Origin of the sequence: Streptomyces fulvorobeus (genome assembly GCF_013167895.1) — a bacterium.
In the GTDB taxonomy this organism is placed as follows: domain Bacteria; phylum Actinomycetota; class Actinomycetes; order Streptomycetales; family Streptomycetaceae; genus Streptomyces; species Streptomyces fulvorobeus.
In genome coordinates, this window is sequence record NZ_BLWC01000001.1 from 319,500 (window position 1) to 334,967 (window position 15,468).

Consider the following 15,468-nt stretch of genomic DNA (forward strand, 5'->3'; position numbering starts at 1 on the left):
ATGGCTCCTCCCCCGCCGCCCCCGCCGCCTTCGCACGAGGCCGGACGGGCGTACGACCTGCTGGGGACGGAGATCGCGGGGTACCGGCTGGAGAGCGAGATCGGCCGCGGCGGCATGGCCGTCGTCTACCGCGCCAGGGATCTGCGGCTCGACCGCACCGTCGCGCTGAAGCTGCTCGCCCCCGGACTCGCGCGCAACGACACGTTCCGGCAGCGCTTCACGTACGAGTCGCGCGTGGCCGCCGCCATCGACCATCCGCACATCGTGCCGGTCTTCGAGGCCGGCGAGACGGACGGGGTCCTCTACATCGCGATGCGCTTCGTCGCGGGGCAGGACCTACGCGTGCTGATCGACCGCAGGGGTCCTCTGCCGCACACCACCGCGATCCGTATCGCCGGGCAGGTGGCGTCCGCTCTCGACGCCGCACACGACCACGACCTGGTCCACCGGGACGTCAAACCGGGCAACATCCTCGTCGCCGCGGGCACGGACAGCGACCACCCCGAGCACGTGTACCTCACCGACTTCGGGCTGACGAAGAAGTCGCTGTCGCTGACCGGGTTCACCACGGTGGGCCAGTTCGTCGGCACCCTGGACTACGTGGCTCCTGAGCAGATCTCGGGCCGTCCGGTGGACGGCCGGTGCGACGTCTACAGCCTCGCCTGCGTCGTCCACGAGACCCTGACCGGTGCCCCGCCGTTCCGGCGGGACGACGACATGGCCCTGCTCTGGGCGCACCAGTACGACGCGCCGCCACCTCTGAGCGCGGAGCGCCCCGGTCTTCCGGCCGAGCTCGACGGCGTCCTGGCGAAGGCGCTCGCCAAGAGTCCGCAGGACCGTTACGCATCCTGTCTGCGGTTCGTCGCGGCCCTGCGCGCCGCGGCTGCGGGGACCGGCCCCGACACGCATCGCCCGACGCGGGTTGGCGCCGGCCCCGTCAGTCCCGCCGCCGTCGAACCGCCGCCCCCGCCACCCCGCTGGGCCCTGCCGGTCTTCTCTCAGCGGGAGTCGCCGCCGTCCTGACGGTGCCTTCGCCGGACCCCGGAGGCGAGCAGTCCGCCGACAGGGCCGGCGACCGCGCCCCACAGGAGGGCGATACCCGTCGCCGACCAGAGGCGCGGACGCAGGAGCACTTCGCCGCCGAGCCCGCCTCCCACGTCACCGAGGCCCAGCAGCGAGAGGCCCAGGTGGGCCGAGACCCCGGAGACCAGGCAGACGAGGAGCACCGTCAGGGCGAGCGCGACCGCCAGGTGCGCGGCGTGCTGCCAGGCACGCGTCCTGGCAGGTGAGCGCAGCGCCATCAGGAAGGCGGCCGCCAGGACCGCGACCGCTGCGGCCACGACGAGCAACCAGGCGCGGCCGTCCTGCTGGGCGAGCGTGCGGACGTTCAGCGTCGAGATGTCCGGCGTACGGAGCACCGAGTCGAGCACCTGGGGCACCGGCAGCCCGAACGGGCCCTGCACCGTGCCCTCCCAGGAGGCCCCGAGGCCCAGGGTGAACGCGATCCACACCAGATTCGGCAGCCCCAGAAGCATCACCGCGAACGTCGCGGCGGGATGCCCCCGCGTCGCCACGACGCCCAGCCCGACGACCACGCCGAGCACCACGTATCCGAGCAGCAGCACGACCACGGCGTGGGCCGCGGGCCGCACCGGCGCCCGGTGGCGCAGCAGCCGGGCGGGGAGCGGGGCGCCGCGTGACACCAGCAGGGCGAGCAGGAGGACACCCGCCGTCCACAGCAGGCCGAAGACCAGGGTGAGCGGGATCTGAGCCCTGAACCCGACGGTGGGCGCGGCGTCGAGGACGTCGTCCAGGAGGCCGCCCGTGGGGTCGTCGAGCGGGAGGGCGAAGGTCTGCCTGGCCAGGAGCGAGAGCGCGAGGAGCGCCAGGAGCCAGAGCGCTCCGACGCGGACGGCCCAGCCGCCCAGTTCGCGGCTCCCGGCGACGGCCCGGTGGCGCAGCGGCCGGAGGAATCCCGCGGCGAGGGCGAGGGCACCGACCAGGGTCACGGACAGCGGCAGCACCGAGAGGTCCGCGTCGGTCCCGACAAGTGCCCCGGCGTCGCCCGACACCTCGACGGAACCGCCCGCGGCCATCACGACGACCGCCGCGACGACGCGGGGAAGGCGCCACCGGGGAGTTGGCCGGCTCCGGCGGCCCAGAGGCCGAGGACCGCGACGACGATCATGGCGATCATCCCGGCCAGCACCGCCACGAAGGCGTCGGCCCAGCCGTGCGGGACGCGGGGCGCACTGTCCTGACCGTTGCTGCGCGGGCTGCTCACGCTGACACGGTATGCACGGCGCGCATGCTCCGCCCCCTGGTGGGGGCCGACCGCGTCGGCTTGCGGGCGGCCGGGGTACAAGGCACACAATAATGCTGAAACGCACACGATCGGGACTGGTTCCCGGCCTGGGGAAGAAGAGCCTGTGAGTGAGCGACCGCCGTCGTCAGGACGACCCACCGGACCCCCCTCCGGCCCCTTGTCGGGGCCCTCGCCAACAGGTCCGACGCCGCCGGACACACCGGCCGGTCCGCCACCGGGCCCGCCCGGTGGCGGCGAACTCTCCGGCGGCCGGGGCGGCGGGAGTTCCGGTGCCGGCGGGGCGGGTGGCGGTCCCGGCGGGGACGGAACGGGTGGCGGCGGGGCGGGAGGCGGCGGGCAGGACGGCGGCGGCCGGGCGGCCGGGGGCGGTCCAGGCCCCGGACGGGCCTGGTGGCGGTCGGCTCCCCGCGTGGCGGTCATCGCCGTCGCCCTGGTCGCGGCCGTCGTCGTCACCGTCGTGCTGACCCGCCCGGAGGAGGGTGCGAAGGCGGGCGGCGAGGTGTTCCTCCAGGCCGCGGGCTCCTCGGGCCGTGACCCGTTCACCGAGTCCACCGCCGAAGGGCCCAAGGCGTCTCCGACGCCGACCGCGGTGCCGAGCTCGACCTCCACGACCACCGCCACCCGGGTGGTGAAGGGGTCGGCCCCCGGGCTGTACGGCGGCACCCGCAGGACCGCCAGCTGCGACGTGGAGAAACAGATCACCGCGCTCTCCGGTGCTCCGGACAGGAACCGGGCGTTCGCCTCGGTCCTGCGCATCGAGCCCGCCGGGGTCCCCGGATATCTGCGTTCACTCACCCCGGTCCGGCTGCGGGCGGACACCCGGGTCACCAACCACGGCTTCGAGGACGGCTCGGCCACCGCCTACCAGGCGGTGCTCCAGGCCGGGACCGCCGTCATGGTCGACGGCCGCGGGGTGCCCCGGGTGCGCTGCGCCTGCGGCAACCCGCTGCTCGCGCCGGTCGCCCTGCGGAACGCCCCTCAGATGAAGGGCGCCGCGTGGCCGGGTTACCGCTCCTCGGACGTCGTCGTGGTCACCCCCGCCCCCACGGTGGTGAAGGCGTTCGTCGTCTTCGATCCCGAGGCCGGGGACTGGTTCACGCGCGAGCCGGGCGACACGGGCAGGACGGACCGGAGGACCGACCCGCCGGCCGTCACCTCGCCCTCCCCTTCCGTGTCCGGTTCCCGTTCCGACGCGCCGCCTGACGAGCCGTCCCCGGACACCCCGTCCCCGGACACCCCGTCCTCCGACGCCCCGCCGGACGCTCCCTCCCCGGAGCCTCCGACGGAGGGGTCCACCTCCGAACCCCCGCCGCCGTCCCCGGAATCACCGCCCTCGTCCGCCCCTCAGTCCGCACCCCAGTCCGCGCAGTCCCCTCCCTCGTCTGCCGGATCACCCGTCTCAGCGGTCATCTGAGCCGGGCGGGCCGGGCGCGAACCGGGGCGCTGGACGTCACGGCGTGCTGATCACCGGCCGCGGCGGGGTCGCCATGCCCGCGCCGATGGCGAAGCTCGGGTGCGGCGGCTGGTTGTACGCGGTCTGCCAGGCCAGTGCCGTGCGGTACATGGTGTCGTGGAGCAGTGTGGTGATCCGGGTACCGGTCTCATGCGGGGTGGAGTAGATCCGCAGCGCGGTGTTCGCCGTGGTCGCCCAGACGACCTCCTCGCGCCAGTCACCGAACAGGTCCCCGGAGAGGGCCGGTGTGGCCTTCGTACCGTTGGCGGAGCGCACCGAGGCACCGGTCAGCAGCCGGGTGTCCGCCGCGGTGCCGTACTTGTCGATGCGGGTGCCGTCGAGGAGTTCCCTGGTGGTGTCGCCGTCCCACCAGGACAGGAAGTTGCTGCTGGAGGGCTTGCGGCTCGTCACGACGGAACCCTGCGGGCCGCGCACCCCGGACACCGCGGACGACCACGACTCGGCCCCCGGACTGCCCGCCCAGATGTCCGCGGAGACACCGCGGCCGTTGTCCTGGCCCGCCGGGGTGGACCACAGGATCTGCCCGTTCCTCGCGTCCGCCATCCACGAGCCCGGCTTCGAGCTGTCCTCGCTGACCTTGAACTCCTCCAGCCCCGGCCGGGAGGGATCGAGGTCGCCCACGTGCATGGCGTCGCCGTGGCCGTTCCTGGTGGTCCACAGCCCGCTGCCGTTGTCGTCGACGGCCATGGCCCCGTACACGATCTCGTCCCTGCCGTCGGCGTCGACGTCGGCGACCGAGAGCTGGTGGTTGCCCTGGCCGTCGTACCCCCTGCCCGCGTTGGTCGGGCTGTTCGTGTCGAAGGTCCAGCGCCGCGTGAAGGCGCCGCCGCGCCAGTCCCAGGCGGCGACGACGGTGCGCGTGTAGTAGCCGCGCGCCATGATCAGGGACGGCCTGGCGCCGTCCAGGTAGGCCGTGCCCGCCAGGAAGCGGTCCACGCGGTTGCCGTACCCGTCCCCCCAGGAGGACACCGTGCCCCTGGCCGGGACGTGGTCGACGGTGCCCATCGCGGCGCCCGTCCGGCCGTCGAACATCGTCAGGTACTCGGGTCCGGTGAGGATGTACCCGGACGCGTTGCGGTGGTCGGCGCCCGCGCTGCCGATCACCCTGCCCGTGCCGTCGACGGTCCCGTCCGCCGTCTTCATGGCGACCTCCGCACGGCCGTCGCCGTCGTAGTCGTACACCTGGAACTGCGTGTAGTGCGCCCCGGAACGGATGTTGCGCCCGAGGTCGATACGGAAGAGCCGGGTGCCGTCGAGACGTATGCCGTCGATGTACGTGTTGCCCGTGTAGCCGGACTGGGAGTTGTCCTTGGCGTTGGTGGGCTGCCACTTCAGTACGAGGTCGAGGGCGCCGTCGCCGTCGAGGTCGCCGGCGGACGCGTCGTTGGCCTCGTAGGTGTAGGCGACACCGTCCGGTGTGGTGCCGCCCGCCGGCGGGGAGACCGGGACGTCCTTGTAGCCCGCGCGGAACTGGATCGCGTGCACGGAGTCGCTCTGCTCGGCGCCGTCCACGACGGCCCGCACCGTGTAGTCGGCGGTGGCGGGGGCGCCGGGGTGGAAGTAGTTCGTCGAGCGCGTGAGCGGGGACGGGTTGACCTTGGTGCCCGCCCGGTAGAGGTTGAAGGAGACGTTGTCCGGGTCGGTGCCGAGCCAGCGCCAGGTGACGAGGTTTCCGCTGCCGGTGTGCACGCTGACGACGCCGCGGTCCAGCGCCTCGGCCTGGCGGGCGGGGGCGGCCTGGGGGGCGGGGGCGGCCTGGAGGGTCTGCCCGGCGGCGGTCTGTCCGGCCGCCGCGAGCAGACCTGCCGTCAGGGCGCCGAGCAGGACACGGGTACGGGTGGTGCGGCGCAGCTGGAGCGGTCGGTGAGGCATGGGTTCCACGGTGGGGGCCTTCCGAGCGGGGACGGGTTGTTCCCGTCAGTGGCCGCCGGGCACCGAAAGGTTGCCGCCCCGCTCCTCCTTCCTCGCGGCACGCGCCCCCGTCACCGCCGTACCGGCCGTGCGCGCCGCGAGGTGCAGGGAACGCAGGGCCAGCATCAGGAACCCGATGTCGTCGAGGTAGACGGGGTCGGGAAGCAGGTCGACCGGCGACACGGTGTAGATCACGGCGGCCCCGACCAGTGCCTTGTCACGGAGCGGGATGCCCGCGGCGAGCAGCAGCTTCCTGGCCCGGAGCACCCGTACCAGGAGAACGGCCGCGACGCCCATGGTGAGCAGCGCGAGAATCGCCGCGAGGATGAGCCAGCCTTTGGTGTCCATGCCCCATCCTGTACCCGCGCGCGGCCCTCCCCGACCACGCGCCGCTCGGACTCCCGGCCCGTACGCGTCAGCGCGGTGCGCGGCGCAGGGCGAGGAGGGCCTGGTCGTCCTGCGGCCGGCCGCCGGTGTGGCGCCGGACATCGCGGATCAGCAGGTCCAGGACGTCCGCCGGGGTGGGCTCGTCACCGGACCGGGCGCGGTGGCGCAGCAGGAGGGGGACGCGGGCCACCGCGTCGTAGAAGACTCCTTCGGCGTCCCGGGACTCGGTGACGCCGTCCGTGTAGCACAGCAGGGTGGCACCGGGCGGAAACGGGAACGTGTCGACCGGTGCGGGCCAGTGGCCCATGGCGCCGACCGCCAGCGGGGGCGCTTCCTGGGACGGTTCGAGGAGGGTGGCCCCGCCCTCGGCGTCCAGGAGCAGGGGCGGCGGATGGCCGCGGTTGACGATGCGCACGGCACTGAGATCGGCGGCGAACTCCGCGATCAGGGCGGTGGTGAAGCCCTCCTCCTGTTCGAGGCCGCCGCGCCGGACACCCTCGCGCAGCAGTGCGTCCTCCAGGGAGCGGGCCAGTTCCCCGACCCTCTCGCACTGGTCGGCGGCGTACCGGAACGCGCCGAGATCGACGCAGACCGCGCTGACGGCGCCGAGCCCCTTGCCGCGCACGTCACCGACGAGGACCCGGATGCCGTACGGAGTCTCCTGGACGACGTAGAGGTCGCCGCCGATCATCGCCTCGTCCTCGGCGGGCACATAGCGGGCGGCGATGTGCAGGTTCCCCAGCCGGGCCGGTGGCCGGGGCAGCACGGCGGCCTGGGCCACGGCCGCGACGCGCAGGGCACGCCGGGTCCGGCCGGTCTGCTGGTCGATGGTGCGGTGGATGAAGAAGGCCAGCAGCGTCACGGCCACCAGGGTGAGCTGGCTGGCCAGTCCGCGGTGCCAGCCGAAGGTCCCGTCGAGCCGGGCCAGAGCCGCGTGGACGGCCATCGAGGCGAGGCCGGTGAGGATGATGCCGCGCGGCGACAGCAGCGGCGCGGCGGCGACGGGCGCCGCCATGATGAGCGGCGCGGACGTCACGTCCGTCGGGGTCACCAGGTCGAGGACGACGGCGAGCACGATCACGCCGGCGGGGATCAACTGGGCCTTGCTCCGCTGCACCACTCCCCCACGTTGGCCGTATCCGGCGCGCGCCGCATCCCGGCGCGGCCGCCGGACGGGTCAGGTGGCCGGCAGCGGCGTGCCGGGGCGGGGCGCGGCGGCGCAGGCGGCGTCGATGCGGATGCGGTGGCTCATGACCGCGTCCGGGTCGTCGACGATGTCGACGCGGACCCCCGGGGTCTCCAGGATCGCCTGGTCCCCGATCTCGGGGGCGGACACCCGCAGGAGGTGCAGGGGCGGTACACCGGTCAGGGCGTGCGGAGGATGGTCGAGCGGCACGACCTGCACCGTGACGCCGGGCCGGTGGACGGCCTCGGCCAGGGCCTCGCGCTGCTCGGCCATCACCCGCCGGTCACCGACCCGGGTGTGGAGTGCGGCGGCCGGGATCAGGGCCCACAGGGCGGCGCCGCGGTAGGACAGCCTGCGCTGCCGCTCCCGCAGCAGCTCGACGCGGCGCTCACGCCGGGCGGCGTCGCGGTCGGGGTGCAGGGCGCGGTCCAGCGCGGCGGCGTAGGCGGGGGTGCGCAGCAGTTCGGGTACGAGTGCGGGGTGCCAGGTCCTCACGAGGCCGGCCGAGGACTCCATACCGATGACGTCCTGCTGCCAGGGCTCCATGGCGTCGCGCCATTCGTGCCACCACCCCGGCAGGCTGGCGGCTCCGAGGCCCGCGATGATGGGCTCGGCTTCGGCCCCCGGGACGCCGTAGCGGTCGAGGAGGACGCGGACCTGGTGGGCGTCCAGTCCGGTCTCGGCCCGTTCGATGCGTCGCACGGTGACCGGGTGGGCGTCCAGTGCGCGGGCCGCGTCGGCCAGGCTGACGCCCGCGCGTTCCCGGAGCAGCCGCAGGCGGACCGCCAGGACGCGATGTTCCACGGTGGGACCCGAGCGGGGACGCATGCTCGTCACCTTCCACGACGGCCCCGGCTGCGGGGCGCGCACTCTGTCGCTTGCAAAGTATGCCCTTTGCGCCGAGAGTACATACATGTCGGAAATAGTCACGTGTACGCCGCGAGCTTTGCAGGACGCGGGTAACAGGCGTGCACAGAGCTGGTGGATACCCCGCGTCCCCCACGGTGTGCCGGAGTCCCGGCGCCGGGTGCAGGAGGCGATGCGCGCCTGGGGCGAACCGAGCGAGCGGATAGAGGCCGCGGCCCTGGTCGTGACCGAACTGGTCGCGAACGCGGTTCAGCACACCAACAGTCGCCGCATCCGGTGCCGTCTGCTGCGCTCGCACCGCGGAGTCCGCATCTGCGTCTGGGACCGCGGCAGGGGCCGCGTCCCGTCCCCGCCCCGGCCGGAGGACGTGGCGGCGGCCGCCCCCGACGGCGGATGCCCAGACCCGGAGGACCTGCCGGAGGACGGCAGAGGGCTTCTGCTCGTCGACGCGCTGGCCGCCCGCTGGGGTACGAGCGCGGGCGGTGCCGGCCGGCTCGTCTGGGCCGACATCTGACCTGGCGGGCGCCGCCCTCCCCGGCCCGGGACCCCGTGTTCACCCCCGGGGTCCGTCTAGGCGGGCGCGGTGCGGCACTCCGGGTGTCCCCAGCCGTTCGGATTCTTGGCGATCGTGTCCTTCGCCGCGTAGGACGTGCCGCAGTGGCACCGCCCGGCGAACTTCGCCCGGATCGTGCCCGTGCCTGTGGCGCTCCTCGCGCTCTTCGCCGCCCCGCTGCCGGTTCCGACCTTCGCCGACCGGGCCGGGGCGGGCACCGGAAGCTCGACGGCGCCGTGCGCCGTCCCCGCGGCCCGCTGGGTCACGGCGGCCTCGCTCGCGGCCTGGTCGGCGACCGCGTTGAGCGCGTCACCGCCCACCTGGTGCGCGGGCACGTACCGGAAGGTCACGCTCCGGCCGCTGAGCAGGGCGTCGATGCGCGTCACCAGTTCCTGGTTGGCCACGGGCTTGCCGCCCGAGGTCTTCCAGCCGTTGCGCTTCCACCCCGGCAGCCACTTGGTCACCGCGTTCATCGCGTACTGCGAATCCATGCGCACCTCGGCCGGCACGGCCGGGTCGGTGGACTCCAGCAGTTCCGCCAGGGCGGTGAGCTCGGCGATGTTGTTGGTGGCGGTCCCCAGCGGCCCGGCCTCCCAGCGCTCCGGCCGCCCCTGCGCGTCGGCCACGACCCACGCCCAGGCGGCAGGTCCCGGATTCCCCTTCGACGCCCCGTCACACGCGGCGATGATGCACTCGTCCATGCCCCTGATCATGCCAGCCCCGCAGCGGCCCGGTTCCCCCCACCGAAACGCTGCGGCTGCCCGGGCCGGGCGTGCGGGGCCCGGGGAACCGGAGCGCCCCGGCGGTGGATTCACCGGCCGGGGCGCTCGGGGTGGAACAGGGCGAGGATCAGAGCTGGCCGGAGGCGGAGACGAGGATCTCGGCCTTCGTCTTGCCGTTGCCCGAGCCGTAGGACTCGATCGTGCGGACCAGCTCCATGCTGGCGTCGTCGGCCACCTCGCCGAAGACGACGTGCTTGCCGTCGAGCCACGGCGTCACGACGGTGGTGATGAAGAACTGCGAGCCGTTGCTGTTCGGACCGGCGTTGGCCATGGAGAGCAGGCCCGGCTTGGTGTGCTTCAGGGTGAAGTTCTCGTCGGCGAACTTCTCACCGTAGATGCTCTTGCCGCCCGTGCCGTTCTGACGGGTGAAGTCGCCGCCCTGGAGCATGAAGTCCGGGATGACACGGTGGAACGGCGAGCCGGCGTAGCCGAAGCCCGGTTCGCCCGTGGACAGGGCACGGAAGTTCTCAACCGTCTTGGGAACGATGTCGTCGAAGAGGTTGAAGACGATCCGCCCGGCGGGCTTGCCGTCGATGGTGATGTCGAAGTAGGTCTTGATTGTCATGAAGCCATCCTGACATTCCCCGGCACCTCCGGATGCACGGCACCCCCCTCCACCGGCCCCCACGGCCTCCATCGGACGTGGTCAGGGCCCCCGAGCAGGCGCCGCGGCCGGCGCGTCGCCTGCCGTTTCCCGGACGGGGAGCCCGGAACGGTTGACCTCAGGTTTGGTTCAGGTCTTAGCGTTCTCTCCGTAACCCCCGGGGGCCGTACCGGCCGACGGGTAGCCCGCGTCGCCCGACACCTACCGGAGAAACCACTCATGAGCATGGAAATGACCGCCTGGTCGTCGCTGCACAGCGCGATGACCGCACAGAAGGACCGACGGCCCTTCTCGCGGGCGACGCTGCGCCGCATCGTCTCCTTCGCCCGTCCGCACCGACGGCGGATCTACCGCTTCCTGGCGCTCAGCGTGGTCACCGCGCTCCTCGCGGTCGCCACCCCCGTACTGGCGGGGGTGTCGTCGACGCGATCATCCAGGGCCGCGACTCCGGGGTGGTGACCAGGCTCGCGGTACTCATCGCGGTCATCGCGGTGGCCGAGGCGGCCCTCGGACTGCTCACCCGGTGGCTGTCCGCCGGCCTCGGCGAGGGACTGATCCTGGATCTGCGCACGGCGGTCTTCGACCACGTCCAGCGGATGCCGATCGCCTTCTTCACCCGGACCAGGACCGGGGCACTCGTCAGCAGGCTCAACAACGACGTCATCGGGGCACAGCGGGCTTTCAGCAACACGCTGTCCGGCGTCGTCTCCAACCTGGTCACCCTGCTGCTGACGATGGCCGTCATGCTCAGCATCTCCTGGCAGATCACACTGCTCGCGCTGGTCCTGCTGCCGGTGTTCGTCGTCCCGGCGCGCCGGATGGGCTCGCGGATGGCCGGGCTTCAGCGTGAGGCCGCGCACCACAACGCCGCCATGGGCACGCAGATGACCGAGCGCTTCTCCGCACCGGGGGCGACCCTCGTCAAGCTCTTCGGGCGCCCCGCCGAGGAGTCGGCGGAGTTCGCCGCCCGGGCCGGCCACGTGCGTGACATCGGAGTCCGTACGGCCATGGCCCAGGCCACCTTCATCACGGCCCTGACCCTGGTGTCCGCCCTGGCCCTCGCCCTGGTCTACGGGCTCGGCGGGTACTACGCGCTGCGCGGGTCCCTCGACCCGGGCGCGATCGTCGCCCTCGCCCTGCTGCTGACCCGCCTCTACGCGCCCCTGACCGCACTGGCCGGGGCCCGCGTCGAGGTGATGAGCGCGCTGGTCAGCTTCGAGCGGGTCTTCGAGATCCTGGATCTGCAACCGCTCATCACCGACAGGCCCGACGCCCGCCGGGTACCGGACGGCCCGGTGTCCGTGGAGTTCGACGGGGTCTCCTTCGGCTACCCGTCCGCGGACAAGGTGTCCCTCGCCTCGCTGGAGGACGTCGCGACGCTGGACTCCCGCGAGGGCACGGAGGTCCTGCACGACGTCTCCTTCCGCGCCGAACCCGGCCGGATGGTCGCCCTGGTCGGTTCCTCCGGCGCGGGGAAGTCCACGATCGCGCAGCTGCTCCCCCGGCTGTACGACACCGACGCGGGCTCCGTACGGCTGAACGGCGTCGACGTACGCGATCTCACCGGCGACTCGATCCGCGAGACCCTCGGCATGGTGACCCAGGACGGGCACCTGTTCCACGAGTCCGTCCGCGCGAACCTGCTGCTCGCCCGGCCGGACGCCACCGAGGACGACATCTGGGACGCCCTGCGCCGCTCCCGCCTGGACGGTCTGATCGCCTCGCTGCCCGAAGGGCTCGACACGGTCGTCGGCGAACGCGGATACCGGCTCTCGGGCGGGGAGCGCCAACGGCTGACCATCGCCCGGCTGCTGCTGGCCCGCCAGCGCGTGGTGATCCTCGACGAGGCGACGGCCCACCTCGACTCGACCTCCGAGGCGGCCGTGCAGGAGGCTCTGGCCGAGGCGCTGGAGGGCAGGACCGCCGTGGTGATCGCCCACCGGCTCTCGACCGTACGGGCCGCCGACCTGATCCTGGTCGTCGAGGCGGGCCGGATCGTGGAACGCGGAACCCACACCGAGCTGCTGGCCGCGGGCGGCAGGTACGAGCAGCTGTACCGCACCCAGTTCGAGCGCCCCGCAGCGGAGGAGCGTCCCGAGGAGGGCCGGCCGCACGGCGCACAGCCCGTCCGCTGAACCACCCCCGGGTCCCGCCCCTCGCTTTCACGTCTTCGCTGTGCGGACGGGTTCGCTGTGCGGACGGGGCGGGACTCGGCGAAGCTTGGTGGCAGACCCTGCAACCGCACGCGGAGGTGCTGATGGAGCCGGTGAGCGCGCTGCGCCGGATCGCGTTCCTGCTGGAGCGGTCGCAGGCCAGGACGTACCGGGTGCAGGCGTTCCGCAGAGCAGCCGACGCGATCGCCGCGATCTCCCCGGACGACCTGGCGGAGCTGGTCTCCCACGGGTCGCTGGAGTCGGTGGACGGCATCGGGCCGAAGACCGCCCAGCTGATCCGGGAGGCCCGGGGCGGCGCGGTCCCCGGCTATCTGGAGCGGCTGGAGGCGGAGGCCGACGCCCCGCTCGCAGCGGGCGGTGAGGCGCTCCGGGCCCTGCTGCGGGGCGACTGCCACCTGCACTCGGACTGGTCGGACGGCGGTAGCCCGATCGAGGAGATGGGCCGTGCGGCACGGGAGCTGGGCCACGAGTGGGCGGTCCTGACCGACCACTCGCCACGGCTGACGGTGGCCAACGGGCTGTCACCCGAGCGGCTGCGCAGGCAGCTGGCCGAGGTGGCTGAGCTCAACGAGCGGTGGGCACCGTTCCAGCTGCTGACGGGCATCGAGTGCGACATCCTGGCGGACGGCTCGCTCGACCAGGAGCCGGAGCTTCTTGAGCGGCTGGACGTGGTGGTGGCGTCCGCCCACTCCAAGCTGCGGATGGACGCGGCCGCGATGACACGGCGTCTGGTTGCGGCGGTCCGCAACCCGCACACCGACATCCTCGGGCACTGCACCGGGCGTCTGCTGACCGGCCGGGGGCGGCCGGAGTCCGAGTTCGACGCGGACCAGGTCTTCGCCGCGTGCGCCGAGGCCGGTACGGCTGTGGAGATCAACAGCCGCCCCGAACGGCTCGACCCGCCCCGGCGCCTGCTGAGGCAGGCCGTCGAGGCGGGTGTGCTGTTCTCGGTCGACACCGACGCGCACGCCCCCGGCCAGCTCACGTGGCAGATCTACGGCTGTGCGCGTGCGGAGGAGTGCGGGGTGCCGGCGGAGCGGGTCGTCACGGCGTGGAGCGCCGACGAGCTGCTGGCCTGGACCGGCGGGTCGTGAACCTGTACCGGGGCGGCGCCTCGGCGATGACGCTCACTCGATGACGAGTTCGACCTCGATGTTGCCGCGGGTCGCCTTGGAGTAGGGGCAGTACGCGTGGGTGGCCTCGACCAGCTTGCGGCCCGTCTCGCCCTCGAGCGCTTCCGGCAGTTCGATCCGCATGACGACCGCGAGGCCGAAGCCCGTGTCGTCCTTGCCGATGGAGACCTCGGCCGTCACGGAGACGTCCTCGATGTCCACCTTCATCCGACGGCCGACCGACTGCATCGCGCTGGCGAAACAGGCGGCGTACCCGGCGGCGAAGAGCTGCTCGGGGTTGGTGCCCTCGCCGTTGCCGCCGAGCGCCGGCGGCGGCGCCAGGGCGAGGTCGATCCGCCCGTCCGAGCTCACGGCCCGGCCCTCCCGGCCGTTGGCGGTGGCGGCAGCGGTGTAGAGCGCGTCCATGGAATGCCCTTCTTTCCTGTCGCGGTGACCGGCCCGGTCACCCCTGACAACAAACAATGGCACACAATTCAGTTGTGTACAACCTGATAGCCCGCGAGGAGTATCCTGGAGTCATGACCCCTACGCCGGCCTCCGCCGCCCTCCCGCCCGCCCCGGACGCGGAACTGCTGCGCCTCGACCACCAAGTCTGCTTCACCCTGCACGCCGCTTCGCGGGCCTTCGGCGGGGTGTACCGGAGCGCGCTGAGGGATCTGGGGCTGACCTATACCCAGTACCTCGTGATGCTCGTGCTGTGGGAGCACGGACCGCAACAGGTCAAAACGATCGGAGAGCGCCTCCGTCTGGACTCCGGGACCCTGTCCCCGCTGCTCAGAAGGGTGGAAACGGCCGGACTCGTCGTCCGGGTGCGCGGTCCGCGGGACGAACGCGCGGTGACCGTCCACCTCACGGACGCCGGCGCGGAACTGCGCGAACGCGCCCTGCCGGTTCCGCGCGCGGTCCTCGAAACCGGCGGGCTCTCGGCGGCGGAGGCCGCCGAGCTGCGAGACGTTCTCGGTCGGCTCGCCTCGTCCCTCGACGCGGCGCACCCGGGCTGAACGGACGGGGCAGGACGGCCTCGGCCGGCGCCGTGGACTCCTCGCCGGCAGGGCCGCCCCCGCGCTGCCCGGCGCACCTGTGAGCGCCCGGGTACGAGAGGTCAGCCCTTGTACTCCATGGCCATGACCCCCCAGCTGAACCCGAGCGCACTCGTCGCGTGCAGGACCAGGTCGCCGGGCGCGAGCTTGTCCGCGGCGATGAGTTCCTGCATCGCGATGAAGGTGTCCGCGGCACCCATGTGACCGAGCCGGTGGTAGTTGAGGACGCTCCGGCTCTCCGGCAGGCCCAGGTCCCTCAGCAGCCGCTCGTGGATGGGCCTGCTGCCATGGGTGACGAGCAGGTAGGCGACGTCGGTGACGTCCTTGCCGAGCGAGGCGAGGAGTTCCGTGATCAGAGTGGTGAAGTTCTCCGCGTACGCCTCGGCCAGGCCGTCCCGGTCGCCGTTCCGCCGGATGATCATCCCGTCACCGTCACGGACACCGGAGTAGTAGTCGCACCAGCTCGGATCGGTACGCAGGCGCGAGCCCAGGACCTCCGCCGTGGTGCCGGCCGACGACAGCAGGAACGCGCCGCCCGCGTCACCCTGGTTGAACATCTCCTTGGCGGTGGGATCGCCGTAGTCGAGCAGGGTGCTCACCCGGTCGCCGATCAGCACGAGCACCGACTCGCCCTCGCGTCCGGCCAGCGCGTCGCTGCCGATCTGGAGCGCGGCGGTCACGGCGTTGCAGTAGTTCGTCAGCTCGTAGCAGTACGCCCCCGTGATGCCCAGCTCCTGCGCCACCTTCGCCGCCGGTGACCAGAACGCCTTGTCCCACTCCCCCGTACCGGCGTAGATCACGGTCCGTACGGCCGAGGGCGGCACCTGCGTCCGCTTCATCACCTGCTGCGCGGCCCGCAGCGCGAGTTCCCACTCCGTCTCCCCCTCCCCGAGGACCGGGTAGCTGTCGCACGTCGTGATGACGCGTACGTCATCCTCGGAGAGTCCCGACTGTGCCGCCATCTCGCGGACGCTTCTGCGCGCCGACGGGAAGGTGATCTCGAAGTCCGTTATTCCGGCCATGTTCTGCTC

The 15,468-nt window shown here is 72.8% G+C and carries 13 protein-coding genes and 2 pseudogenes; 6 read left to right on the forward strand and 9 right to left on the reverse strand.

What is annotated here, in order from left to right; translation table 11 throughout:
• Positions 1-1,023: a serine/threonine-protein kinase gene (locus tag Sfulv_RS01495; RefSeq protein WP_173310524.1), complete on the forward strand. Its 1,023-nt coding sequence runs from the start codon at positions 1-3 to the stop codon at positions 1,021-1,023.
• Here the strand turns inward: Sfulv_RS01495 and Sfulv_RS01500 are convergent.
• Positions 999-2,284 (reverse strand): annotated as a pseudogene (locus tag Sfulv_RS01500) (streptophobe family protein). The gene Sfulv_RS01495 and the pseudogene Sfulv_RS01500 sit on opposite strands and share 25 nt — an antisense overlap.
• 145 nt (positions 2,285-2,429) lie before the next feature.
• On the opposite strand from Sfulv_RS01500, the gene Sfulv_RS01505 reads away from it, so the two are divergent.
• Positions 2,430-3,740 (forward strand): DUF6777 domain-containing protein, encoded by a 1,311-nt coding sequence (locus Sfulv_RS01505; protein WP_175607139.1) that lies wholly within the window; start codon positions 2,430-2,432, stop codon positions 3,738-3,740.
• 36 nt (positions 3,741-3,776) lie between these two features.
• On the opposite strand, the gene Sfulv_RS01510 is transcribed toward Sfulv_RS01505, so the two are convergent.
• From Sfulv_RS01510 to Sfulv_RS01525, 4 genes are all read right to left on the reverse strand, one after another.
• Entirely contained in the window at positions 3,777-5,672 is a 1,896-nt protein-coding gene (locus tag Sfulv_RS01510) for a rhamnogalacturonan lyase (RefSeq protein WP_173310528.1), read from the reverse strand.
• Positions 5,673-5,717: 45 nt separating this feature from the next.
• Complete coding sequence (locus tag Sfulv_RS01515) at positions 5,718-6,059, reverse strand: YkvA family protein (RefSeq protein WP_173310530.1); 342 nt, start codon at positions 6,057-6,059, stop codon at positions 5,718-5,720.
• 67 nt (positions 6,060-6,126) lie between these two features.
• A complete protein-coding gene (locus Sfulv_RS01520) occupies positions 6,127-7,218 on the reverse strand; it encodes a PP2C family protein-serine/threonine phosphatase (protein ID WP_173310533.1) in 1,092 nt (363 codons plus the stop codon).
• A 57-nt stretch (positions 7,219-7,275) separates the two neighbouring features.
• The gene (locus tag Sfulv_RS01525) at positions 7,276-8,112 is read right to left on the reverse strand and encodes a helix-turn-helix domain-containing protein (protein WP_173310534.1); all 837 of its coding nucleotides are present in this window, start codon (positions 8,110-8,112) and stop codon (positions 7,276-7,278) included.
• 178 nt (positions 8,113-8,290) lie between these two features.
• On the opposite strand from Sfulv_RS01525, the gene Sfulv_RS01530 reads away from it, so the two are divergent.
• Positions 8,291-8,665: an ATP-binding protein gene (locus Sfulv_RS01530; RefSeq protein ID WP_305961400.1), complete on the forward strand. Its 375-nt coding sequence runs from the start codon at positions 8,291-8,293 to the stop codon at positions 8,663-8,665.
• Positions 8,666-8,721: 56 nt separating this feature from the next.
• Here Sfulv_RS01530 and Sfulv_RS01535 read toward each other — a convergent pair whose 3' ends face one another.
• The gene (locus tag Sfulv_RS01535; RefSeq protein WP_173310538.1) at positions 8,722-9,405 is read right to left on the reverse strand and encodes a ribonuclease H family protein; all 684 of its coding nucleotides are present in this window, start codon (positions 9,403-9,405) and stop codon (positions 8,722-8,724) included.
• 148 nt (positions 9,406-9,553) lie between these two features.
• Positions 9,554-10,051: a peptidylprolyl isomerase gene (locus Sfulv_RS01540; RefSeq protein WP_173310540.1), complete on the reverse strand. Its 498-nt coding sequence runs from the start codon at positions 10,049-10,051 to the stop codon at positions 9,554-9,556.
• Between the two features lie 258 nt (positions 10,052-10,309).
• On the opposite strand from Sfulv_RS01540, the pseudogene Sfulv_RS01545 reads away from it, so the two are divergent.
• Both Sfulv_RS01545 and Sfulv_RS01550 read left to right on the forward strand, forming a co-directional pair.
• A pseudogene (locus Sfulv_RS01545) lies at positions 10,310-12,225 on the forward strand (ABC transporter ATP-binding protein).
• A gap of 122 nt (positions 12,226-12,347) precedes the next feature.
• Positions 12,348-13,358, forward strand: coding sequence for a PHP domain-containing protein (locus Sfulv_RS01550; protein ID WP_173310542.1), 1,011 nt, complete (start codon positions 12,348-12,350; stop codon positions 13,356-13,358).
• Between the two features lie 33 nt (positions 13,359-13,391).
• Here Sfulv_RS01550 and Sfulv_RS01555 read toward each other — a convergent pair whose 3' ends face one another.
• Positions 13,392-13,802, reverse strand: a complete 411-nt coding sequence (locus Sfulv_RS01555; protein ID WP_173310544.1) for an organic hydroperoxide resistance protein — start codon at positions 13,800-13,802, stop codon at positions 13,392-13,394.
• A gap of 113 nt (positions 13,803-13,915) precedes the next feature.
• On the opposite strand from Sfulv_RS01555, the gene Sfulv_RS01560 reads away from it, so the two are divergent.
• On the forward strand, positions 13,916-14,398 hold the full coding sequence (locus Sfulv_RS01560) for a MarR family winged helix-turn-helix transcriptional regulator (RefSeq protein WP_173310546.1): 483 nt from the start codon (positions 13,916-13,918) through the stop codon (positions 14,396-14,398).
• Between the two features lie 101 nt (positions 14,399-14,499).
• Here the strand turns inward: Sfulv_RS01560 and Sfulv_RS01565 are convergent, their stop codons facing one another.
• Positions 14,500-15,459 carry a 3-oxoacyl-ACP synthase III family protein gene (locus Sfulv_RS01565; protein ID WP_173310548.1) on the reverse strand — a complete coding sequence of 320 codons (960 nt, stop codon included), beginning with the start codon at positions 15,457-15,459 and terminating at the stop codon, positions 14,500-14,502.
• Between the last annotated feature and the right edge of the window lie 9 nt (positions 15,460-15,468).

Coding starts and splice junctions, on each gene's coding strand:
- Sfulv_RS01495 (WP_173310524.1), top strand. CDS start 1: ATGGCTCCTCCCCCGCCGCCCCCGCCGCCTTCGCACGAGGCCGGACGG.
- Sfulv_RS01510 (WP_173310528.1), bottom strand. CDS start 5,672: ATGCCTCACCGACCGCTCCAGCTGCGCCGCACCACCCGTACCCGTGTC.
- Sfulv_RS01515 (WP_173310530.1), bottom strand. CDS start 6,059: ATGGACACCAAAGGCTGGCTCATCCTCGCGGCGATTCTCGCGCTGCTC.
- Sfulv_RS01525 (WP_173310534.1), bottom strand. CDS start 8,112: ATGCGTCCCCGCTCGGGTCCCACCGTGGAACATCGCGTCCTGGCGGTC.
- Sfulv_RS01535 (WP_173310538.1), bottom strand. CDS start 9,405: ATGGACGAGTGCATCATCGCCGCGTGTGACGGGGCGTCGAAGGGGAAT.
- Sfulv_RS01540 (WP_173310540.1), bottom strand. CDS start 10,051: ATGACAATCAAGACCTACTTCGACATCACCATCGACGGCAAGCCCGCC.
- Sfulv_RS01550 (WP_173310542.1), top strand. CDS start 12,348: ATGGAGCCGGTGAGCGCGCTGCGCCGGATCGCGTTCCTGCTGGAGCGG.
- Sfulv_RS01555 (WP_173310544.1), bottom strand. CDS start 13,802: ATGGACGCGCTCTACACCGCTGCCGCCACCGCCAACGGCCGGGAGGGC.
- Sfulv_RS01560 (WP_173310546.1), top strand. CDS start 13,916: ATGACCCCTACGCCGGCCTCCGCCGCCCTCCCGCCCGCCCCGGACGCG.
- Sfulv_RS01565 (WP_173310548.1), bottom strand. CDS start 15,459: ATGGCCGGAATAACGGACTTCGAGATCACCTTCCCGTCGGCGCGCAGA.